Origin of the sequence: Bradyrhizobium sp. AZCC 1678, assembly GCF_036924765.1 — a bacterium.
Lineage (GTDB): Bacteria > Pseudomonadota > Alphaproteobacteria > Rhizobiales > Xanthobacteraceae > Bradyrhizobium > Bradyrhizobium algeriense.
In genome coordinates, this window is record NZ_JAZHSE010000001.1 from 6,020,858 (window position 1) to 6,042,790 (window position 21,933).

At 63.1% G+C, this 21,933-nt stretch carries 21 protein-coding genes; 9 read left to right on the forward strand and 12 right to left on the reverse strand.

Annotation, left to right across the window (positions count from 1 at the left end):
* Positions 1-84: 84 nt before the first annotated feature.
* The 3 genes from V1294_RS29000 (at position 85) to V1294_RS29010 (ending at position 1,808) form a co-directional block, all read left to right on the forward strand.
* Positions 85-639 carry a SixA phosphatase family protein gene (locus tag V1294_RS29000; RefSeq protein ID WP_334478868.1) on the forward strand — a complete coding sequence of 185 codons (555 nt, stop codon included), beginning with the start codon at positions 85-87 and terminating at the stop codon, positions 637-639.
* 159 nt (positions 640-798) lie between these two features.
* Entirely contained in the window at positions 799-1,224 is a 426-nt protein-coding gene (locus V1294_RS29005) for a universal stress protein (protein ID WP_334501958.1), read from the forward strand.
* A 257-nt stretch (positions 1,225-1,481) separates the two neighbouring features.
* Complete coding sequence (locus V1294_RS29010) at positions 1,482-1,808, forward strand: hypothetical protein (RefSeq protein WP_334501960.1); 327 nt, start codon at positions 1,482-1,484, stop codon at positions 1,806-1,808.
* 212 nt (positions 1,809-2,020) lie between these two features.
* Here V1294_RS29010 and V1294_RS29015 read toward each other — a convergent pair whose 3' ends face one another.
* From V1294_RS29015 to V1294_RS29030, 4 genes are all read right to left on the reverse strand, one after another.
* Complete coding sequence (locus V1294_RS29015; RefSeq protein ID WP_334501962.1) at positions 2,021-3,241, reverse strand: Bcr/CflA family efflux MFS transporter; 1,221 nt, start codon at positions 3,239-3,241, stop codon at positions 2,021-2,023.
* A gap of 193 nt (positions 3,242-3,434) precedes the next feature.
* Positions 3,435-4,598: a helix-turn-helix transcriptional regulator gene (locus tag V1294_RS29020; protein WP_334501964.1), complete on the reverse strand. Its 1,164-nt coding sequence runs from the start codon at positions 4,596-4,598 to the stop codon at positions 3,435-3,437.
* A 214-nt stretch (positions 4,599-4,812) separates the two neighbouring features.
* Positions 4,813-7,437 (reverse strand): autotransporter outer membrane beta-barrel domain-containing protein, encoded by a 2,625-nt coding sequence (locus tag V1294_RS29025; RefSeq protein ID WP_334501966.1) that lies wholly within the window; start codon positions 7,435-7,437, stop codon positions 4,813-4,815.
* A 223-nt stretch (positions 7,438-7,660) separates the two neighbouring features.
* Positions 7,661-7,897, reverse strand: a complete 237-nt coding sequence (locus tag V1294_RS29030; protein WP_334501969.1) for a DUF1127 domain-containing protein — start codon at positions 7,895-7,897, stop codon at positions 7,661-7,663.
* A 180-nt stretch (positions 7,898-8,077) separates the two neighbouring features.
* On the opposite strand from V1294_RS29030, the gene V1294_RS29035 reads away from it, so the two are divergent.
* Positions 8,078-9,418 carry an aminotransferase-like domain-containing protein gene (locus V1294_RS29035; protein ID WP_334501971.1) on the forward strand — a complete coding sequence of 447 codons (1,341 nt, stop codon included), beginning with the start codon at positions 8,078-8,080 and terminating at the stop codon, positions 9,416-9,418.
* A gap of 2 nt (positions 9,419-9,420) precedes the next feature.
* Here V1294_RS29035 and V1294_RS29040 read toward each other — a convergent pair whose 3' ends face one another.
* Both V1294_RS29040 and V1294_RS29045 read right to left on the reverse strand, forming a co-directional pair.
* Complete coding sequence (locus V1294_RS29040) at positions 9,421-10,032, reverse strand: YdcF family protein (RefSeq protein WP_334501973.1); 612 nt, start codon at positions 10,030-10,032, stop codon at positions 9,421-9,423.
* An 87-nt stretch (positions 10,033-10,119) separates the two neighbouring features.
* Positions 10,120-10,725: a hypothetical protein gene (locus V1294_RS29045; RefSeq protein ID WP_334501975.1), complete on the reverse strand. Its 606-nt coding sequence runs from the start codon at positions 10,723-10,725 to the stop codon at positions 10,120-10,122.
* 70 nt (positions 10,726-10,795) lie between these two features.
* On the opposite strand from V1294_RS29045, the gene V1294_RS29050 reads away from it, so the two are divergent.
* Complete coding sequence (locus tag V1294_RS29050) at positions 10,796-11,230, forward strand: hypothetical protein (protein WP_108513464.1); 435 nt, start codon at positions 10,796-10,798, stop codon at positions 11,228-11,230.
* Here V1294_RS29050 and V1294_RS29055 read toward each other — a convergent pair.
* Positions 11,227-13,629, reverse strand: coding sequence for an EAL domain-containing protein (locus V1294_RS29055; protein WP_334501978.1), 2,403 nt, complete (start codon positions 13,627-13,629; stop codon positions 11,227-11,229). The genes V1294_RS29050 and V1294_RS29055 overlap by 4 nt on opposite strands.
* 334 nt (positions 13,630-13,963) lie before the next feature.
* Positions 13,964-14,470 (reverse strand): YciE/YciF ferroxidase family protein, encoded by a 507-nt coding sequence (locus V1294_RS29060; RefSeq protein WP_334501980.1) that lies wholly within the window; start codon positions 14,468-14,470, stop codon positions 13,964-13,966.
* Positions 14,471-14,853: 383 nt separating this feature from the next.
* On the opposite strand from V1294_RS29060, the gene V1294_RS29065 reads away from it, so the two are divergent.
* Together V1294_RS29065 and V1294_RS29070 are read left to right on the forward strand one after the other, a co-directional pair.
* Positions 14,854-15,909 (forward strand): lysylphosphatidylglycerol synthase transmembrane domain-containing protein, encoded by a 1,056-nt coding sequence (locus V1294_RS29065; RefSeq protein WP_334501982.1) that lies wholly within the window; start codon positions 14,854-14,856, stop codon positions 15,907-15,909.
* 97 nt (positions 15,910-16,006) lie between these two features.
* The gene (locus V1294_RS29070) at positions 16,007-17,998 is read left to right on the forward strand and encodes a hypothetical protein (protein WP_334501983.1); all 1,992 of its coding nucleotides are present in this window, start codon (positions 16,007-16,009) and stop codon (positions 17,996-17,998) included.
* Here the strand turns inward: V1294_RS29070 and V1294_RS29075 are convergent.
* Both V1294_RS29075 and V1294_RS29080 read right to left on the reverse strand, forming a co-directional pair.
* Complete coding sequence (locus V1294_RS29075; RefSeq protein ID WP_334504857.1) at positions 17,995-18,603, reverse strand: DUF2147 domain-containing protein; 609 nt, start codon at positions 18,601-18,603, stop codon at positions 17,995-17,997. The genes V1294_RS29070 and V1294_RS29075 overlap by 4 nt on opposite strands.
* A gap of 125 nt (positions 18,604-18,728) precedes the next feature.
* Positions 18,729-19,757 carry an NAD(P)/FAD-dependent oxidoreductase gene (locus V1294_RS29080; RefSeq protein WP_334501984.1) on the reverse strand — a complete coding sequence of 343 codons (1,029 nt, stop codon included), beginning with the start codon at positions 19,755-19,757 and terminating at the stop codon, positions 18,729-18,731.
* A 159-nt stretch (positions 19,758-19,916) separates the two neighbouring features.
* On the opposite strand from V1294_RS29080, the gene V1294_RS29085 reads away from it, so the two are divergent.
* Positions 19,917-20,372: an acyl-CoA thioesterase gene (locus tag V1294_RS29085; protein WP_334478843.1), complete on the forward strand. Its 456-nt coding sequence runs from the start codon at positions 19,917-19,919 to the stop codon at positions 20,370-20,372.
* Positions 20,373-20,522: 150 nt separating this feature from the next.
* The gene (locus V1294_RS29090; protein ID WP_334501985.1) at positions 20,523-21,026 is read left to right on the forward strand and encodes a hypothetical protein; all 504 of its coding nucleotides are present in this window, start codon (positions 20,523-20,525) and stop codon (positions 21,024-21,026) included.
* 14 nt (positions 21,027-21,040) lie between these two features.
* Here V1294_RS29090 and V1294_RS29095 read toward each other — a convergent pair whose 3' ends face one another.
* Both V1294_RS29095 and V1294_RS29100 read right to left on the reverse strand, forming a co-directional pair.
* Positions 21,041-21,361, reverse strand: coding sequence for a 2Fe-2S iron-sulfur cluster-binding protein (locus V1294_RS29095; RefSeq protein WP_247836033.1), 321 nt, complete (start codon positions 21,359-21,361; stop codon positions 21,041-21,043).
* Between the two features lie 140 nt (positions 21,362-21,501).
* Positions 21,502-21,879 (reverse strand): Hpt domain-containing protein, encoded by a 378-nt coding sequence (locus V1294_RS29100; RefSeq protein ID WP_334501986.1) that lies wholly within the window; start codon positions 21,877-21,879, stop codon positions 21,502-21,504.
* Positions 21,880-21,933: the final 54 nt, after the last annotated feature.

Below are 21,933 nucleotides of genomic sequence, written 5' to 3' on the forward strand. Positions count from 1 at the left end.
ACGGACCGCTGCTGCGCTTGTCACCTTGTCGCGGACATGAGCTTGTAGATTAGTCCAGACTAAGACCGAATCGAGATCGCGATCATGCGCCGTTTGATGCTGCTGCGTCACGCCAAGACCGAACACGACGCGCCTTCGGGCCATGACCAGGACCGCCGTCTCGACGAGCGCGGCCGGCTGGATGCCGCCGCCATCGGAACCTGGATCGGCCGGCATCCGCCACTCCCCGACGCCGTCCTGGTTTCGACCGCGGTGCGGGCGCGGCAGACCTGGGAGATCGCGCGCGATGCGATGAACGATGCCGTGCGGGAACGGCTTCCGCAGCCACAGGTCGAACTGCTCGACGAACTCTACGGCGCCGAGCCGGCGCAGCTGCTGCGGATCATCCGCATGGCCGAAGTCACCGATCCGGCGCGCTTGATGCTGATCGGCCACAATCCCGGCATGCATGAGCTGGCGCTGATGCTCGCCGGCAGCGGCGACGCGGCGGCGAAGAAATCACTCGAACACAATCTGCCAACCGCTGGCCTTGCCATCCTGGATTTTGCGGTCGGCGACTGGAGCGAAGTGGCGTTCCGCCGCGGCAAACTCGTGCGCTTCACCAGCCCGAAATTGCTGAAGCAGGCGCTGGACGATTGAGGCAGGCGGACATCCCTGCGCCGCCATGCTAAGCTCTCCACGACGCGGTTTTCGAGCGAATTAAGAACAAGTTCGCGTAAAAGAAAACACGTCAAAACAAATGGCTGGAGTCCGATCCTGATAAGTCAGGACCGAACGGGCGCAAACCAGGAGGCGCAGATGTTCAAGTCGATTCTCGTTCCGATCGACCTGGCCGATACCGATCTGGCCAAGCCGGCGATCGCGACCGCCGCGACGCTGTCGCAGACCTGGAACGGCACGGTGCGCCTGCTCAACGTATTGCCGATGACGCCGGTGATGCTGGCCGAATATGTGCCGGCCGATTTCGATGCCCAGCAGCGCGCCACCTCGGAGGAAGCGCTCGCCATCGTGGCGAAGGAATCCGGCATCGAGGCGTCACGCATCTCTACCGCAGTGCGGCAAGGCGGCATCTATCACGAGATCCTCGAAGAGGCCGCGGCGATCAAGGCCGATCTGATCGTGATGACCTCGCACCGGCCGGCGATGCGGACCTATTTCCTCGGCTCCAACGCCGGTCATGTCGTGCGCTACGCCAGGTGCTCGGTGCTGGTGGTGCGGCATTAGGCTGCCAACAGCGCGCCCAGACAAAAAACGCAAAACAACCCCATGCAAAGTACAATGGACCCCGGCTCGCAGCGCTCACGCCGCCTGCGTCCGGGGCTCGAGATGGTCCGTCGTCACGGCCCGGCCTGATCTCATCCTGCTCTAGAGCCTTTTCCGTTCCGATAGAATCGGAACGGGGCTCTAGATTTTTGTTTTGACGCGTTTTCTTAACGCGAACCGGTTTCCACTTCGCTGCAAAAACGCTCTAATTTCCGATCGTGGCGATCGTGGCCAGACTCGAGCAGGCGTCCTTCACTGCGGCGTCGAGCTCGTTCAAGGCAAACCCAAGCGTCAATGCGAAGCCTACAATCAAGGCTGCGATGAAAATTTGCTCAATCCTGCCGCGCAGCCTGATTCGCCGGTCATGCATGGGTTTTTGGATCCGTCCCACGGCCGGGAAGTTCGATAGCTTGAAAATTCTGAATGAGATCCCGATGCCGGCGGATCACTCGCGCAGCTTCCTGCTGCCTCGACTCGTGCAAGGCGGCCAGCAACCATGTCCAGATTCGGACGCCCAGCGCCGGTCGTGGATGGCTTTCGGTTGACCAAAGATTGGGGCGGTGTGCGCCGGTGACCCGCAATTTATTGACGGAATGCATCTGATGTTCCTCGACCAGCCGCGAAGCATTTGCGCAACCATGTCACGGCGATGCCTGCGCCGCGTCGTAGGATCATAGGATTTCGCGCGCTTCGTCCTGAGAAAGAGGATGGAGCGGAGCCACGCATGGGTGCGGTGGCCGTGAAAATCGACGGCCGATTACTCCGGCCGCCTCTTCCACCCATGCAGGACCAGGGCGGGAAAAGCCGTCAGCGCCAGCACGGTTCCAAGCCCGGTGGCCGGATCGCTGGAGAGGATGGCCGCGAGCGACGCGCCGCATGCCGCCCCGGCCATTTGCGAGAATCCGAACAGGGCCGCCGCGGCACCGGCCTTGTCGCCGAATGGCGATAGCGCGGCCGCACTCGACAGCGGACTCGCGATTCCGACTCCGAACAGGAAGATCGAAGCGGCGACAAGAAACGGCACCAGCGAGTGCTTCGCGACCAGCACCGTGACAAGCAGCGCGACAGCTCCGACGACGGCCGATCCCAGGCCAAGCAGCGTCGCATGTGAGGGCCCGAACCGTGCCGACAACCTTGGCGCCAGCATGCCGGCCCCGAATATCAGGAAGACAATTGCGGCAAACAGCAGGCCGAGCGTGATCGGCGACAGTCCAAAGCCTTCGAGAAGCACGCGCGACGCGCCGGAGAAAACGGCGAACACGCCGGCCATCAGAAGGCTTGCGGTTCTGGCAGGCGCAGCAAACCGAGCGTCTCGGATCAGGCCGAGGTAGGAACCGGCAATTTTGAGCGGATGCAGGGAACTGTCGGAGGCTGCTTTGGTCTCGCCGATGAACATCGCATACGCCGCTCCGGCGCAGATGGCGACAATCGCCACAAAAGCAAATTCCGCGCGCCAACCGAAAAGACGATCAAGCGCGCTGCCGACGAGCGGCGAGAATCCCGGTGCCGCCGCAGTTGCGATCGTGATCGACGCCATTGTCTTTGCCAGCGCCTGGCCGTCGAACAGATCGCGGGCGATGGCGCGCGAGAGAACGGCCATCGTACACGCGCCGGAAGCTTGTATCGCCCGGCCGATTAGCAAGCCCAGCAGATCGCCCGCAAATGCGCACCACATCGTCCCCAGCACAAAAATGCAGAGCCCGATCAGGATTGGCATTTGCCGCCCCAACCGGTCCGACAACGGGCCGACAATCAATTGTCCCAAGGCAAAAACCGCCAGAAAAATGGTGATGGTCGAGGTGACGGCCGCGCTGGATACGCGCAGATCGGCCGCGATCGCCGGCAGCGAGGGTAGAAAGATGTTGGTCGACAGGATTCCTGTGGCGGCGAACGCACAAATTACCGCTCTGCAAGTCATTGCCGTTCGCGGCCCGGGCTTTGTTGCAGGCGCCTTGCTCGGAACGACTTCAATGCTCATGGTATGCGTGTCCCGTGCTTGCAGGTCAAAACGCAGGAGCACCGGATGTCTGATGGCCTACGCTGCCACGGCTCTCAGGCCGGACGTCTGCCATCCTGAACAATTGTCTGTGATGTGTCGTCCTAGGAATGCTGGAGGAGGCGTTGGATCGTCAGCGTCCGGCGTGGACAAAAGCGGCTGCGCCCCGTCGCGCTCAGTCCGCTAGCGGCGTCGCATATCCCGCAACGAGCTTGACGAGATCGGCCTGCCGCGACGTACCCGTCTTTGCGAACAGGCGGGTGACATGCGTCCTGACCGTCGTCTCGGCGATGCCGAACGCGGCGGCGACTTCCGGAACGCCTCCCACCTCGACAATCGCCATCAATACGCGAAGCTCGGTGGGCGTCAGCTTGAAGGCGCTGCCGATGGCTTCAGGCGCGGAAGACACCGCCAGAGCCGCTTTGCGCACGAACAAGGCGGCAGCCGCGGTGTAGACAACTCCGGCGCGCCGCCGCGCTCCCGACGTCAATGGCAACGCATGGGCGACGTAGCGTTCACCATCCCTTCCGATCAGAGGTACGGCGATCCCCTTGACGCCGAGAGCTGCGTCGCCCTGCCCTGCGGCCGCAAAGACCTCTCGCAACGCCCGGTCGACCTGCGCGTCGCCGGCGACCAGCCGTCCGCTCACCGAACTCAGGATATCGCTTGCGCCAAGGATGGCATTGCCCGCGACATTGGCGTGAATTAGACGCCCGGTCCCGTCAACGAGATACATGCCGGCACCAAGCCCATCGAGCGCATCGAAGGTTGCGACTTCCGCCGCCTTGAACTCGAACATTCTGCCAATCAGCACGGCGCGCCTGACATGCGGAGCGATCAGCCTCATTTGCCGGCGTGCCTGATCATCGACCATGCCGTTTCGCTTGTGGCGGAACACTCCGAAGATGGCTGAGCTGATTACCGTCCTGTCGAGGACGACGCTCAGGAAATCAATCAGGCCCTGAGGTTCGGCCCATTGGCGATAGAAATCGGTCTGGGCATAGGCTGCGAAAGGCATCAGGTCGGTGGTCGCAATCGGCACTTCGAGGTCGCCGAGAAAGTGCCCTTCTGCGGCCGAATAGATCTGTCGAAAGAGCGCAACGGGCAACGGCCGCTCAAAGCCAACGCTGTGCGGAATCACGGCGTGCGGCACTCCGACGTCCTTGCAGAAGAGTCCGGCGCCGGAGCCGCCGACAAACAAGGCGATCGTTTCGAGGGTGCGCTGCCAAAGCGACGGCTCGATGGCGGCATCGTATATGATGCCAATCAGGTCGCTGAGCTGTTGCTGATGATCGAAAGCGCCGTGAGAGATCGATCGCAGATGTGACACTGTATTCATTCCGAAACATCTCCAGGCGCAGGCGCTCCATGATACGCCTTCGCGTTCTTGCGATGATCCGGGCATATCGTCTCCTCAAATTATGTTGAGGCGGTCGCAGGGAATAACAGCCATCCTCCAATTGGAGGATGGCTGTTCGGGCACAAGGCCGGTCGCTGTGCCGCGGCGCATCATCAAGATCGCGCCTTGCCGGTGCGAGGTGTCCTGCGCCCCGTCAGAAGGCGACGCGAATGCCACCCCTGGCGGTCCCGATGCGGCTCTGGTCGGACATCGCAATGCCTTCCACCGCGCCGAACAGCGCGACGTTCCTGGCAGTGTGGTAGTCGAAGCCGGCGCCGAACACGGCGCCCACCGTGCTGCCTTTGCCGGGAGTCGCGAACGAAAGCCCCTGCCCGATCAGCACCGTGTTGACGGTGGCATCGCCGACGCGCTGCTGCGCGATCACGCCGCCATGCACGCTGGTCTTCAGCGTGTGGTCGCCGCCGAAGAAGTTCGTTGTCTTCGACACTTCGAGCTGGCCTCGCTCCTCGAAATTCTGCAGCGTCCGGCCGCCGACCGACAGTCCCTGCGCCGAGCCTGTCTCGGAGTAGCCGTCGAAGAAGCCTGCGACATAGCGCACGCGCGCGGTCGGCGTCAGCAGATAGCCGTTGCCGATTCCGTAGCGCAGACCGTAGGCGAGCTCCGGGCTGATGAACCAGCCGTCATAGCTCGCCTTCGCCGTCTCCGCGGCATTGTTGTTCAGCACCAGCCGGCTCGACTTGTTGGAAGAGCTGCCGCCCTGCACGGTAAAATCGAAGAACTGCGCGGCCCATTCGAAGCGGCTGTAGGCGCCGGCGAACAGGTAATCCGTATCGACGCGCTGCGAGCCGAGATCGACCGACAGCCGCCCCGAGCCGCCGCCGATGAAGGCTCCGACCAGCCAGTCCGGCCGGATCTTGCGGTCAATGCCCATGGCGCTACTCCAGGCGGTGTTGGTGGCGCGCAAGGTGGCCGCTGTCTCGTCCTGGGTGCGCTGACCGCCGAAACTGTTGGCCCACACCGTGATCGGCGCAGCATTGCTCCAGCCGGAAGCGCTGGGAGCCTTGAAGAAGCCTCCGGCATGGCCGCTGTCGGGCGCATAGGCCATCGCCATCATCGATCCGTTCGCCGACGGCGACACGCCGTTCAGCCGGCCCTGCACCAGCGACGACACGCCGCCGGTGAAATCCATCAGCGCGCGATCGGTCAGCGCCAGCGCGGTCGGATCGAGGGTTGTGAGCGTCGCCCCGGCCGAGACCGCCGGATTGTTGTTGCCGGTGGAGAAGCTGGTGTTGAGGACACCCGTGAAATTTATGAAAGTTGGAAGCGCCACTGACGTCAGTGACGACACCCGGGTTTTGGGCGCGCTGATCGCAACATTGACGATGTCGTCGCCAAAACCCATGTCGACCACGCCGATGATGCGCGAACCGGCCCGCAATGTCAGCGTGTCGGCGGCGGAGGTCAGCTTGATCGCGGTGCCGCCAGTGCCGACGATGGTGCCGGAATTGTCGATGGTGCTGCCGCTGCCAAAGGAAAGGATGCCAACGTCGCCCGACACCGTGCCGGAATTGGCTATCGTGCCCCGGTCGACAAGGATGCCGCTAAGCGCTCCCGAAATGCTGCCGGAATTGGTGATGGTCGCAATGTGTGCCGCCACACCGAACCTGCCTCCCGCAATCGAGCCGGAATTGATGCCCTTGACGTTGTCGCCGAAAACAGCCGATTCGCCGCCAGACATGGCGCCCGAGTTGACGAGATCGATATTGTTCGCGCCGATCGCTCTATTGCGGCCGGAGATATTGCCGGAATTAGTGAGGTTGACGACGCTGGCCGAGAGCGCGATGTCGCGCGAGACGATGCTACCGGAATTGGTGACGTCGATCCTGCCATTACCGCCGTTTCCGGCGGCGATGCCGAACACACCGCCGGAGATGATACCGCCGTTGTTCACGGTCGCGCGCGTGAAGGCGGTGATGCCGCTGTTCCCGCCCGAGATGGTGCCGGAATTCGCAACGTTGGCGGCGTCGCCTCCCCGAATGCCGGTGCCGTCTACAGCCGTCGCTTCGATGGTGCCTGCGTTCTCTACCCTGGCGACACGGGCGGAAACGCCGAACTGCCCACCCGCAATGGTGCCAGTGACGGCATTGGTCACATTGGCTTCGGTGGCTGATAAAATGCCAAATCCATCGGCGGCCTGCCCGAAAATGGCGCCGGAGTTCGTGACATTCAACGCCTTGAGGCTTTCGATCCCAACTGTGCCACCCGAGATAGTGCCTGCATTGGACACTTTGGCATCGTCGACAAAATGAACCCCGTTTATCCCTCCCAGGATGGTGCCGGCGCTTGTGTTCGTCACTTCGCCGTTCCCGAGAGAGAGACCCTGCCCCACCCCTGAGATGCTCCCGGAATTGGTGACGAACCCGGTAAACTGGATGAAAATGCCGTCGCTGCCTGTACCCGTTGCCAAAATGACACCGGAATTGTTCACGGTGCCGTTGATCTGGACAGAGATGCCGCCGGTAGCACCCGTGCTTGCAATGGTTCCGGAATTGTTGACGGTTCCGAGGTCACGGAACCGCAGACCAGTATCCGCTCCCGTCACCGAGGCGCCGGCACCGATGTTATAGGTGTTGCCGTTATCGTTAGTGGTGCCGTAGCCGGTGGTACCGTTGGCATTGATCGTTGTGCCGGTACAGGTGACGGTCGTGTTGTTGACCGGCGCTGGTGGGTCGCATGCAGCCTGCGCCTGCCCGACCGATGCGATCAGCGGCACCAGCGCGATTGCGTGTCGCCGTATCAAATAACTTCCGCCCGACATTCCCATCTCCAGTTTTCGCTCGATACCGTGCTGATCGTTGGGGTACCGATCGCGCACGAAATCTGCGTCCTGCGAACCTAGGAGGCGGCATTCTATTCTGGGTGGTGGGATATTTTAGCCACGCTGCACGATCGCGCGTGGCGCGGTACACTATCCGCGCAAACATTTCGGCCCGGTCGATGGACCGGGCCGGTTGCTGTGCAGAGCGATCAGGTCAGACGCCTTACATGATCCTTCCGAAATCCGGATCGACGTTACCGCGTACGGCCGATTCAATCCGGCTGCGTTCGATGCCGATGTCGCGGAGCGCGCGATCGTCCAGTTCGCTCAGGGTCTGGATGGCCTGGCGGCGCGCAAAATAGGTGACGATGCCGTTTACCCAGCTTCCGAGCAGGCGGAAAAATCCGCTCACCGAGCTCCGGGGCGCAGGCTGGGCTGCCGTCGAATAGATCGTGGTCATCGCACTTCTCCTTGCTTTCACGCGGCAAGCCGCTGCCGCCGGCGCAAACGCTTGCGAGAGCGCCTGCACCTTAATGGACCGATTGTTTTGCACCCCTCTCAGTGCAATCTCTGGCTTGATGGTTCCAAAATGATCCGATACACTACTCGGTGCAAGGAAAACATTGCTCTCGGTGCAATAATGTCAAAGTTCGAGTACCTGAAGCTTGCCGATACCGTCGCCGCCGAGATCGCCAATGGCGGGCTCAAACCGGGCGACCGCCTGCCGCCGCAGCGCAGCTTTGCCTATGAGCGGAAGATCGCGGTCTCCACCGCGAGCCGAGTCTACACCGAGCTGTTGCGCCGCGGCCTCGTGGTCGGCGAAGTCGGACGCGGCACGTTCGTTTCGGGCGAGACGCGCCGCGGCATCGCCATGCCGACTGAGCCGCGCGGCGCGCGCATCGATCTCGAAGTGAACTATCCGATCCTGCCGACGCAATCGGTGATGATCGCAAGAAGTCTTGCCGGGCTGGAGCGCCCCGAAGTGCTCGATCTCGCGCTGCGGCACTCGACCACGACGGGCACACAGGCGGCACGGACCATTTCCGCCGAGTTTCTCTCCCGCGAGGACTGGACCCCGGCCGCCGATCAACTCGTGTTCACCGCGAACGGCAGGCAATGCATTGCCGCCGCCCTTGCAGCGATGGTACCGAGCGGCGGCCGCTGCGGCGTCGAGGCGCTGACCTATCCCTTCATCAAGGACATCGCCGCCAGGCTCGGCGTCACGCTGGTGCCGCTTGCGATGGACGAGCACGGCGTTCGCCCGGACGCGGTGGCGAAGGCGCACCGCGAAGCGCATTTGTCCGCGCTGTACGTTCAGCCGACGATTCAAAATCCGCTCGGCATGACCATGCCGCCGGCGCGCCGGGCCGATTTGCTGCGCGTTGTCGAGAAGCTCGGCCTCACCGTCATCGAGGACACGGTCTATGGCTTCCTCGATGAAGAAACGCCGATGGCCGCGCTCGCGCCGGATAGCTGCATCACCCTCGACAGCCTGTCGAAGAAGGTGGCGCCCGGCCTTGCACTCGGCTTCATCGTTTCGCCGCCGCGCCTGCGCGAGCGCATCATGGCCGCGGTTCGCTCGGGCGGATGGACGGCTTCCGGATTTGCATTTGCAGCCGGACAACGGCTGATGGCGGATGGCACGGTGGCCGAACTGTCACGCCTGAAACGGATCGATGCGGCGCGGCGCCAGCAGATGGCCGCCAAATACCTCGCCGGCTTCGAGGTTCAGGCGAATGTCAAATCCTACCATCTCTGGCTGACATTGCCCCAGCATTGGCGCTCGCAGACATTCGTCGCGGCCGCGGCCCGGCGCGACATCGCGCTGACCCCTTCCACCACCTTCGCCGTGAGCCCCGGCCACGCCCCCAACGCCGTCCGTCTCGCGCTCGGCGCCCCCAGCACCGAACAACTCGATCTGGCGCTGCGCACGCTTTCGGGAATGCTGACGGCGAAAGAGGACGTCGATACGACTGAGTAGAGTTACCGATCGCGCGTTTCACGCCCCGGCCACTCCGCGATAAAGCCCCTCGCCTTGTACGGCTCGATCTTGTCCCACTCATGGAGCATGCGGCGCGAGAATTCGGCGTCGGTGTGCCACAGCGCCCGCGGCGTTTTGAAACTGTCGACCATGACCAGCATCTTCTCCACTTCCGGCCAGTGCCGGTGCAGCGTCATCGGATAGCGGCGCGCCGTCCAGGTGTTGCCGAGACAGATCACGCTGCGGATGCTGGCGAGCCCGAGCGCGGCGTCGATGATCGGCAGCGAGAAGATCACGTTCTCGCCGGTGTTCATCGCGCAATCTTCTCTCAGGATGAGGTCCGCGGGAACACCGCGCGCGACCATTGCACCGGCAATGATCTCGCATTCCGACAGATCGGATCCCGGCGTCACGCCGCCGCTCACGATCGCCCAGCGAAAAAACCCTTCGCGCCACAGCCGGCAGGCTTCATCGACGCGCTCGCCGACATCCACCCGCGTCCCGAACACGAACAGCAGGTCGGCCGGCCGCAGCGGCGTCTCGATCAGATGCTGTGCATTGATCGCGGCAATCTCGGCTTCCGTCGGCGATCGCGTCGTCGTTGTCACGGTCATCAGCTGTTATCGGGAACGCCGCGTAGAGTGCCGTGCCCTGCGGTGCTTCGCGAAATCACATTTCGTGTCGCTTGATTGCGAAGCCTGTTACGGCAGCAGTGTCTCAGGAAGCGCGTCGAACGAGTATCTGCGCGGCCGGTTGCGCTTGATGAAACCGCCGATCGTCCAGGCAAACCAGACCGCCATGCCGACAAGAAACAACGCGCCGGTGAATTCGGAAGTCGCAAGCGCCCGGACGAGAAGCCCGACCATGGCGATGGCCAGCAGCGCCAGCATCACAACCGCCGTGGCATAGGTCACCGTCCCGATGCCGCCGGTCAGGGAAGCCTGGCTGCCTGCCGCCTTCATCCTTCGATGCAGCTCGGTGATGAAGACGCGGTAGCCCTGGTCCTGCGGCGTCATCAACGAGACGGTCTGCCAGGTCGTCGAAAGGATGGCGATCCGCCCCTCCCCGGCCCTTGCGATATCGGCGCGGAAGCGGCGGGATTGCATCGACATCGGCCGGTACGACAGGCGGATCGAAGCAATATCGGCATAGGGCCACACACCGGACCGGCGGCCGATCCGCCACGACAATCCGGCATCCGTCAGTTCGAATTGATACGCCGACGAGATCAGCGACGCCTTGTAGAGGTAGCTGATCGTGCGCGCGCCCTCGCCTTCCCCGGCCTGGTTCGGCAATGATGTCGGCAATCCAAAATATCCCGTGTCGTTTGAAGCCGCCTGCTTGCGCGGCGAGCCGGCTTTACCTTACAAGCGGGCCATGGCCGAGACGACTTATTTTCCGCGCCGCCTGATCCTGGCCGGCGCGATTGTTTCCGGAGTTTTGCTGGCGCTGGCCGTCCACATGCTGGGCGCGCGTTACGGGCTCGATCTCGGCGGCCTGTGGCGGTCCGATACCAGCGAATTCATGCCCGCGGGCGCGGCGATCGCCTGGTGGCTGATCGCGACCGTCGGCTTTTCCGGCGGCTATTTCACCGCCAACCTGATGCACAGCGCGGCCTCGGGCCAAATTCCACAGCGGATGCGCCAGTTCCTGATCGTGGTTGGCGTGTTGATCCTCGCCGGCGCGGGACAGGCCGCCTCGGCGCCGAGCCCCGTCCCGACCATATCAGGCGTGCTGGCGGGCCTTGCGGCCCTATGCCTCGGTGCGGCAATGGCGTTCTGCGGCGCGCATTTCGCGCTGCGCAAGGCTTAAGCGATCAGGCGCTGCCGCGGCTGTATCAGCATGTTCTCCACGTCGGCGGCGGGACGCGGGCGGCTGAACAGATAGCCTTGCGCCTGCGTGCACCCCTCCTGGCGAAGGAGATCGAATTGCGCATCGGTCTCGACGCCTTCGGCCGTGGTGACGATGCCGAGGCTCTTGCCGAGGCCGGTCACCGCACGGACGATCGCCATGGAATCTTCGCGCGTTGCCAGTTCGCTGACAAACGAGCGGTCGATCTTGATCTTGTCGAACGGAAAGCTGCGCAAATAGCTTAGCGACGAATATCCGGTTCCGAAATCGTCCAGCGAAATCTTGACGCCGAAGCCGCGAAGCTCATGCAGAACCGAAAGCGTTGCCTCGGTGTTCTGCAGCAGCACCGATTCGGTGATTTCCAGTTCGAGCCGATGCGCCGGAAGGCCAGAAGCACTCAATGCATCCTTCACCGACGCTACCAGGTTGAGGTTCTTGAATTGCACCGGCGAGAGATTGACGGCGACGCCGACATCCTGCGACCACTGCGCCGCGTCCATACAGGCCTGGCGCAACACCCAGTCGCCGATCGGCACGATCAGGCCGGTTTCTTCCGCCAGCGGAATGAAATTGACCGGAGAGATCATGCCGCGCAGCGAATGATTCCATCGCACCAGGGCTTCGAAGGCGACCACCACGTCTTTGGCAACGTCGCGGATCGGCTGGTAATAGACCTCGAACTCTCCGCGCTTCAGCGCCGCGCGCAAGTCGAGTTCCAGCAGCCGCCGCGCCTGCGCGCGCGCGTCCATTCCGGTCTCGAAGAAGCGGTAAGTGCCGCGGCCGTCCTCCTTGGCGCGGTAGAGCGCAAGATCGGCCTTCTTGAGGAGCTCGTCGGGATTCTTGCCGTCCTCCGGCGCCAGCGAAATGCCGATGCTGACGCCGATGACGAGCTGGTGACCGGCGATCTCGTAGGGCGCGGAAACCTTCTCGACCACGTGGCTGGCGAGCATGGCGACGGCGGACGGCTCGCAATCGCTGCAGAACTGCACGATCGCGAATTCGTCGCCGCCGAGCCGCGCCACCGTGTCGTGCTCCGTCACGCATTCGCCGAGACGCCGTGCGACCTCTCTCAGCAGCGCGTCGCCGACCGGATGGCCGAGCGAATCATTGATATCCTTGAAGTGATCGAGATCGAGACACAGCACCGCAAGCTGATCGCTGCGCCTGACGAGCCGCAAGGCCTTTTCGAGCTGTTCGCGGAACAGCGTGCGGTTCGGCAGATTGGTCAGCGCGTCATGCCGCGCCATATGCGAAATCTGTTCCTGTACCGCCTGCCATTCGGTGATGTCCTCGAAGGTGGCGACCCATCCGCCGCCCTTCATCGGCTGATCGACGACGCGGATCGAACGTCCGTTGCGGCTCACCGTCCTGGTCACGCTGTTGCCGGCCCTGGCCTCGGCGATCACGCTGGCGACGAACTGATCTGGATCGCCATCCCAGCGGCCGAGCACCTTCTGCTGCCGAAGCACATCGAGCAGCAAACGACCCTGAAGGTCTATACCGGTCCGTCCCATCATTTCGGCATAGCGATCGTTGTACAGGAGGATGCGGCCATCCGCATCGAACATGGAGAGTCCCTGCGACATGTTGTCGAGCGCGGTGTCGAGCAGGACTTTCTGCTGATGGAGTTCGCTCTTCGCGCGGCGGTCGATCATGGACGCCAGCAGCGACAGACCGAGGAGGGCGAAAGCCGCGACCGCCGTCAGGAACGAAAGCGCGGTCGGAGAAATCGACAGCCCGTCGCTACCAAGCGTCGGGTCGGGAACAAGCGTGACGGCGCCCATCGCCGTGAAATGGTGCGAAACGATCGCAACCGTCAGCAGCCCGGTGGCGGCCACGGTGTGAACGGGATTGTCGCGACGCACGGCGACGAGAAGCGCCATGGCCGCAAACAGGCTGCCAAACACAATCGAGGCCGCAACGATGCCGGGCGACCATACGATGAACGCCGGAAGCTCGAGCGCCGCCATGCCGGTATAGTGCATCGCTGCGACACCGCCGCCAATGACGGCGCCACCAAGCGCAATTACCGATTGGCGCGCACTGGACAATGCAATGCAGAGACCGATGGCGACGATGGTTATCGCGAAGACCAGCGACAACGAGGTGATGGATATGCTGTATCCGGCGTTCGCACCTGGATCGTACGCCAGCATCGCGACGAAATGGGTGGCCCAGATTCCGCAGCCGCCGACAGCCGCATCGAGGCCGATCCAAACCGCGCGCGTTCGGCCGCTTGACGCCCTGGCCCGATGAAACAGGCTGATGGCGACGGCGCTGGCGAGCCAGCAAATGGTGCCTGCCAATACGACCAGACGCCAGTCATGCTCGGTAGTGAGACAAGTTAGAACGCGGTACATTTACAGACTCCCCAGTGGCCTGTAATTGCGGTTCCATTCGTATATTTGAGGTAACCCACCGCAGCTCAGTTGCGCGGATGGTGAACAACGTTTTGAAAATTCACCGGAAGTACCCGCCGCCGATGGTTAAGTTCAGGTTAGCCAACCATACCTGGACGGCTCCGGAGCACCTTTAGTGACGGCGAATTCATTTCACGAATCCGGTCTACAAATGCGTCCGTTTCAACCAAACGTTTCGCTAATGATCGAAGTATGGCTGCGATGTCTCCGCTCGCGAAATCGCCGCCCGAGAATTGCTCCCGGCGCGGCGTTTTGCCTCAACTGCGCGACCAAATCAGCTTGCGGCCCGCAGGTTGACCCTGCCTTCCGCAAGTGTGGTCAGCTTCTTGTCGGCCGTCTTTTCCTCGTCGAGCGTCTTCTGCAGGATGCTGGCGCAATCATTGCGTCCAAGTTGCCGCGCCCACGCGATCAGGCTGCCGTAGCGGGTGATCTCATAATGCTCGGCGGCCTGCGCGGCGTTGATCAGGGCTGCGTCGAGCACGGCCTTGTCAGCGACGTCACCCGCGACGTCGTCGGCTTCCTCGATGATGCCGTCGATCGCTGGGCAATCGACCGCCTTCACCTCGGCGCCGTGCATGCGGAATATCTCCTCGAGGCGTTCTACATGCGTCCTGGTTTCATCGAGATGGGTCAAAAAGCCCTGTTTGAGCAGCTTGTCGGTGGCCTTTTCGGCCATTTTTGGCAATGCTCTCACGAGCTGCTTTTCGGCATAATAGATATCCTGCAATTGATGGATGAACAGGTCGTTCATGGTCTGGATGTCTCTGGTGAAGAGTCCCATTGTGGTCATCCTTCGTTTGGGGAACATGCAGGCGCAGGCCTTTTCCCGGCCGCACGCGCGCTATTCATGTTCGATGCTGACGGGGAGCTAACCGGCTCGCGAAAAGGATGTTCCTGAAGGCCTCGAAAACGCCGTGATGGAACGGACGGAACGGCAAAAAGAGCACGCGGAACGGACCTCGATGCGACTCAAAATCGTTAACGCGGCGACATATGTAGGGCGTATGACAAGGACGGCGAACGAAGCCAAAAGGCATGCTTGTCAAGGGCTGCACAACGGCCCGGTTTTGGCTTATGGGTTGCGCGAACGGTCCCTCTAACCGTCGACTGTCACCTGTCGTGACAGACCTTGATATTTACGTTGCCGCCCCGCCGGGAGGATGAATGCATCGGCTGCTGACCGCGCTCGGGCGTGGCTTCAAGAAGAAGATCGGCTGGAAACGGCTGGGAATCGCTGCGAGTCTACTCATCATCGGTCTTGCGATTACCCACCTGGTTCAAACCCTCAAGGGGGTCGACACCGGCGTTATCCTGACTGCGCTCACCGACATCGCCCCGCATCGGATCGCGTTGGCCGCGCTGTGCGTGGTCGGCGCGTTTTGCACGCTGACCTTCTACGATTTCTTCGCGTTGCGAACCATTGGCAAGACGCACGTGCCCTATCGCATCGCCGCGATGTCGAGCTTCACCAGCTACACCATCGGCCACAACATCGGCGCCACCGTCTTTACCGGCGGCGCGATCCGGTTCCGGATCTATTCCGACTACGGCCTGACCGCGATCGATGTCGCAAAAATCTGCTTCCTCTCCGGCCTGACCTTCTGGCTGGGCAATCTGTTTGTGCTCGGCTGCGGCATGGCCTGGCATCCCGAGGCGGCAACGGCGATGGACCTGCTGCCGCCGGCGATGAACCGGCTGATCGCGCTCGGCTGCCTGGCCGGCATCGCCGCCTATTTCGTCTGGATACTGATGGGCGAGGGTCGCCGCGAGCTCGGGCAGAACGGCTGGAAGGTCGTGTTGCCGTCTGCCCGGCTGACGCTGCTGCAAGTCGTGATCGGCGTCGTCGATCTCGGGTTCTGCGCGCTGGCGATGTATCTGTTGATGCCAACCGAGCCGCATATCGACTTCGTTTCACTGGCGGTGGTGTTCATCCTGGCAACGCTGCTCGGCTTTGCCAGTCATGCCCCCGGCAGCATCGGCGTGTTCGACGCCGCGATGCTGGTGGCGCTGCCGCAGTTCGGCAAGGAACAGCTGCTGGCGACGCTGGTGGTGTTCCGGATCCTGTATTTCCTGATTCCCTTCGGCATCTCGATCTGGATCATGGGGGCACGCGAACTCTGGCTCAGTGTGCTGCAACCCTGGCTTGAACGGCGCCGGCTCGGCGAAGCCTGCACGGCCAAGGCCCGGGTGCGACCACCGATCAAGGGCCGGCAATCCTGAAGCCGGTAACGGCGTCGTTATCTGCGCCGTCTGGTCTTTTGACGCAGAGCCGCCTCATTCTCTTATTTCTGCCTTACCGCTAACGTCAAACGACGCCATGGCTGGAATCCTCCTACGTTCAATGCTGTCGGTCGCGCTGGTTGCCGGCGCGCTGGCCGGCATCTTCACCTCGGCTGCGGAAGCCCAGACCGCCGGCGGCTATGGGCCGCTGCAGATTTCCTGGGAGGTGCGCAACCGCTTCCGCCTGTTCCGCGAGGAGCGGGATTTCCTGCTGCACGCCGAAAGCGGCCGCGGCCGCAGCGTGCTGGCTTCGGAGCAGGTGCTGGAGATCCAGAGCGACGGCCGCGGCTGGGCGCGCAACACGGTGAACAGGCTCTGCATCGATCTCGCCGGTCGCGTCAACGAGCCCTGCACGCGCGACAACGTCAAGGAAAGCTATCTGACCCCGATCGATCATCCGGTCGTGATCCGGCTGACCGGCCCGGTGCCGGTCGGCGCCACCTGCGCCTGGACGGTCGACGATGGCGACGGCCCGCAAACCTCCACCTTCGACTGCGCCGAACCGGTCAACCTCCGGGTCCGCTACGGCCGCACCACGGTGGTGACCGCCGACGTGTCCAGCTCGGATGGCAGTCAGCGCGTGTTCACCGAGATCGCGGTGCGCGACATCTTCATCGCCGGCCTCGGCGACAGCGTCGCCTCCGGCGAGGGCAATCCGGACCGGCCGGTTGCGCTGGCCGATGAAGGCTTTTGCTTCCGCTCCTATCTCGGAACGGCAGCCGCGCAATATTACCGGCCGAGCCGCGCGGGCTATAAAGGCGGACGCGCCTGCGAGGCGCCCGACACGCTGCCGGTCTGGCAGCGCCAGAGCGCGCTCTGGTTCAATCCCGCCTGCCACCGTTCGCTCTACAGCTATCAGACCAGGACCGCACTGGCGCTCGCCGTGCGATATCCGCACATCGCGGTGACCTATCTGCCGCTGGCCTGCACCGGCGCCACCATTTCCGACGGGCTGTTCGGTTCGCAACGCGCCCGCGACTGCCTGCCGTCGAAATCGGGCGGTGCGTGCCAGGGCACCGTCAACGGGCAACTGGCCGAACTGCGCGATGCCCTCACCGCCGCGAAACGCCGTCAACCGGATCGCAACCTCGACCTGGTGCTGCTGTCGGTCGGAGCCAACGACATCTATTTCTCCGGCCTCGTCGCCGACGTGATCGTGGATACGGCGACCGAACGCGTGCTGTTTCGGCGCAGCGGCGTGATGGCCTCGGTGGACGACGCACGCAGTGCGATGACGCGCGACCTGCCGCAGGGCTTCGCAAAACTGCGCGAGGCGCTGAAGCCGCTGGTCGGCGGCGACCTGTCGCGGGTGGTCTATACCTCCTACGCCAATCCGACGCTGTCGAATGGCGGCGCGCCCTGCCCCGGCGGACGCGCCGGCTTCGACATTCATCCCTCCTTCAACGCCCAGCCGCAGCGGCTGGCCGCCGTATCGAACTTCGTCGAAAGCGAATTCCTGCCGCAGTTGAGAGGGCTGGCGCTGTGCGAGGGCGGCATCCTGTGCCGCAATCCGCGCACCGACCGCATGACCTTCGTCGACAACCATCAGACCAGCTTTGCCAACCACGGCTTCTGCGCACGCGCCGAAAGCGATCCCGAATTCGACCGCCAGTGCTTCTCGGCGACCGGCGACAGCTTCGATCCCGATATCGTCTCGGCCGCCAGCCAGCCGATGCTGTGCGGCCGCAGCGCCGGCGAGTACCGCGCCTATCTGCCGCGCGCGCGCTGGATCCGCGATGCCAATGACAGCTACTTCGCAGCGATGACCTACCCGCAAGGCCTGCCGACGTCGCAGCAGCCCTCCGATATCCACGACGCGACCTGGGGCGTGCTGTCGGCGGTCTATGGCGGCGCGGTGCATCCGAGCGCCGAGGGCCACGCCGCGATGGCCGATGCCGCCGTGCCGGCCGCTGCCGCCGTACTGCAGCTCGATGCGGGAGTGCCTGAAGTCACGTCGCAGCCGGCGCCGCCGATACCGGTTGCGCCGGGCACGCCGCGACCACCAGGTAGAACCGGCGGATTGAACTAACGCGCAGGTGCAGGAACTTGTGCCGGCGCAGTGGTCTTCTTGGGCGCTGCGGGGGCCTTTGCGGCACCGGCAGGTGGCTTCATCGCCGCGGCCTGCGCCGGCAGATATTTTGCGATGATCGCGGGATCGACCTGCGCCAGCGCCGTATCAGGCAGGCGGGTCCAGACCTCATCCCTGCCTAGCAGCGAAATGCCGAGATAGCCGCGCATCGTCAACGTCTGCCCATCGGGACTGAGCGTCATCTTGGCTTTGTAGATCTTGCCGTCGCGCGGATCGAGCACATTGCCGTTCTCGTATTTCAATCCGTCACGCTTCATCTCCCGGATGAACGAGAGCCCGAGCCACGGCGCATCCTTGCGATCGTCAGTGCATTTCGAGCAAGTGGGATTGGGAGCATCGCCGGGTTCGGAAAAGAGCTTGGCGAACACGCCCTCGAAGGCGCCATTGCGGTCTACGACGAGGAACCATCCGACCGGCTTGCCCTTCTCGACCTTCTCCCACAGCCCGGCAGCCGAAAGTTCCGTCGGCTGCGCGGCGAGTTCACCGGCAAACGCGAGCCCGAACACGATCGGAAGTATCAGTTGAAATCCGGCCAGCTTGCGCATCGTCATCACCTGATCAATCCCCTAAATGAATGGCCGCAGACTAAGGCCATTTCGCGGACGGTTCCAGTAACGATCGCCGCACGCTCCGGCAAAGCACCGCGAGCCCTACTGTCATTTTTTGAGAATCAGTTGACCCCGAGCTTCTTCTGCAGGCTCGACGACGAGGTGGTGTACTGGAACACCAGCCGCTTGTCCGGATAGACGTAGCGGTGCGCCTTCTGCGCCATCAACGCACCTTCGTGGAAGCCGGACAGGATCAACTTGAGCTTGCCGGGATAGGTGTTGATGTCGCCGATCGCGAAGATACCGGGAACATTGGTCTCGAACGCCGCGGTGTCGACCGGCACCAGATTGTTCTCGAGCGCGACGCCCCAGTTCGCCACCGGACCGAGCTTCATGGTCAGCCCGAAGAACGGCAGCATCGTATCGCAGTCGATCTTCGAGATCGCGTTGTCGTTGCCCTTCATCATCGCGGCGGACAGCTTGCCGCCCTCCCCTTCCAGCGACGTCACCTGACCGATCTTCAGATCCATTTTTCCGCCAGCCACCAGCGCGCGCATCTGCTCGACGCTGTGGGGCGCGGCGCGGAAATCGTCGCGCCGGTGCAGAAGCGTCACGCGCTTGGCGATCGGATGCAGGTTGAGCGTCCAGTCGAGCGCGGAATCGCCGCCGCCGACGATCAGGATGCTCTTGTCGCGGAACTGCTCCATCTTGCGCACGGCATAGAACACCGAGGTGCCTTCATAGGCCTCGATGCCCGGCACCGGCGGACGCTTCGGCTGGAACGAGCCGCCGCCCGCTGATATCACCACCACCTTGCACTCGAACACCTGGCCGGCATCGGTCGTCACGCGGAAGCCGGGATCGCCGATCTTCTCGATCGTCTCCACCATTTCGTTGAGATGGAAGGTCGGATGAAACGGCTTGATCTGTTCGAGCAGCGCCTCCGTCAGGCCCTGGCCGGTGACGAAGGGAATGCCGGGAATGTCGTAGATCGGTTTTTCCGGATAGAGTTCGGCGCACTGGCCGCCGATCTTGTCGAGGATGTCGACCAGATGCGCCTTCATGTCCAACAGGCCCAGTTCGAAGACGGCAAACAGGCCGCACGGACCCGCACCAATAATCAGCACATCGGTTTTGATCGCTTCGCTCATATCAGCTTCTTTTCGGTTGAACCTGGCGGGAAGGCCGCACCTGTCTAGCCAACCCGGGGCTGACAGGAAAGCCATAATATGGCGTTCGTGATGGCGGCAACCCCTTGCCGTCATTCGACAAGTGGGCTGTAAGGGAACGAGATTTTCGGAGATGACCCCGTGAACGCCCCCTTGCGTCCCGACGCGACCCCGCGCCTGGAGGATTTTCCCTATCGCCTGTCGGACAACGTGAGGTTTGCCGACCTCGATCCCAACCAGCACGTCAACAACGCGGTTTACGCCACCTATTTCGAAACCGGCCGCGTCACGCTGATAAAGGACCGCAGCTACGGGCTGATGCCGGACGGCGTCACCTGGATCATGGTCCGCCTCGACATGCATTTCCGCGCCGAATTGCGCTGGCCCGGTACGATCGAAATGGGACTTGGCGTCGTGAAGTTCGGCCGGACTTCCGTCACCTTCGATCAGGTGGTGTTCTCCGAAGGCACATGCGTAGCGTCAGCACAATCGGTATCGGTGCTGCTCGACGAAGCCACGCGCAAGCCTAAGCCATTGACGCCGGATATCCTGGCGAATTTTCAGCGCTGGATTCGCCACGGAGCAAAACCTGCATGACGCGCGCGGCGATGTTGGCGACACTGATCGTCTGCATCGCGATGCAGCCTGCCGGGCCTCGCCGCCGCGATCAACTTCGCCGGTGGCCGCGGTTCGCGCGCCGACAATGACGTCTGCGATGAGGATGCGCTGGTCCGCGCCTTCGCCACGTTGGGCAAGACGTCACGGATTCCGACGCTGTGGATCTACGCGAACGACAAGTTCTTCGGGCCCGAACTGATGCGCCGATTGCGCGACGCCTTTACCGGCGCCGGCGGCCGAGCCCAATTCGTCGATTTCCCGCCGCACGGCGATGACGGCCATTCTCTGTTTTCGCGCGGGATGCCGCTGTGGACGCCGGTAGTGGATGACTTCCTGCGCGATCAAAATCTGGGAACGCGCGATATCGCCGCGATGCCGGCGCCATCGCCGCTGCAGCCGCCGCCGCAATTGCGCGACAAGGGGCGCGCGGGATTTGCCGATTATCTCTCGGCGAGCCCGCAGAGGGCCTTTGCCGTCTCGCCAAAGGGAGCTTTCGCTTTTCGCAGCGGGCGCCGGTCGATGCGCGAAGCGGCGGAGGCTGCCCTCACCGCCTGCGCGGAATACGCACCCGATTGCACGCTATATGCGGTCGACGACCATCTCGCCGACACGGCCAACGCCGGATCGCGCTGAATGTTTTGCGGACTTCAGGCCTGCCGTTCCGGCGTTGACACCACGAGGCCGTCGAGGTCGTCGCTCACCTTGATCTGGCACGACAGGCGCGAGTTCGGCCGCACGTCGAAACCGAAATCCAGCATGTCTTCTTCCATCGGGGTCGGAGCGCCGACCTTCTCGCGCCAGGCCTCGTCAACATAGACGTGGCAGGTCGCGCAGGCGCAGGCGCCGCCGCATTCGGCTTCGATGCCCGGAATGGCGTTGCGAATCGCGGCTTCCATCACGGTCGCGCCGTTCTCGACATCAATGGTTCGTTTTTCGCCGGTATGGTCGACAAAGTGGATTTTGGCCATGATCGCTCGTGCTGCCGGAATATGTAAGGATGGTCCCGGCAGTCCTATAACGGGTCGATCCGCACAGCGCCAGCGGTCGGGACGAAAACCTTAAGAGCAGCATTTTATCGGGATTTTGGCCAATACGGACCGCTTTCCGCTCAGGAACGGCGCAGAACCGCCTCGATCGCTGCCCTCGCCTCTGCAACCGCCTCGCCGAGTTCGGCGAGCGCAGCGGACGCATCGATGCCTCTGGCGATGGCCGCCTCCAGCCGGGCTGCGGCATCGGCAACCGCAAAAGCGCCGATCGCGCGCGCCGACCCTTTGAGCGTGTGCGCCAGCGCGTTGGCATCCGCAGGTATGGCAGCGAGCGTGTGCATAAGGGTTGCCGATTGGGCCGAGAACATCGTCAACACCTCCTGCTCGATGGCAGCGTCGCCGAGCGTCATGCGTTGCAGATGGTCGAAATCGATCGGCCCGTCGCCAGGAGCCAGCGGTGGCGATGGCATCCATTCTATCCGTTCGAGATGAAGCGGCATGGCCTAAAGTCCGGATCGCCCCGCCGCACTGATTCTCGGGAGGGGCATCCCGGC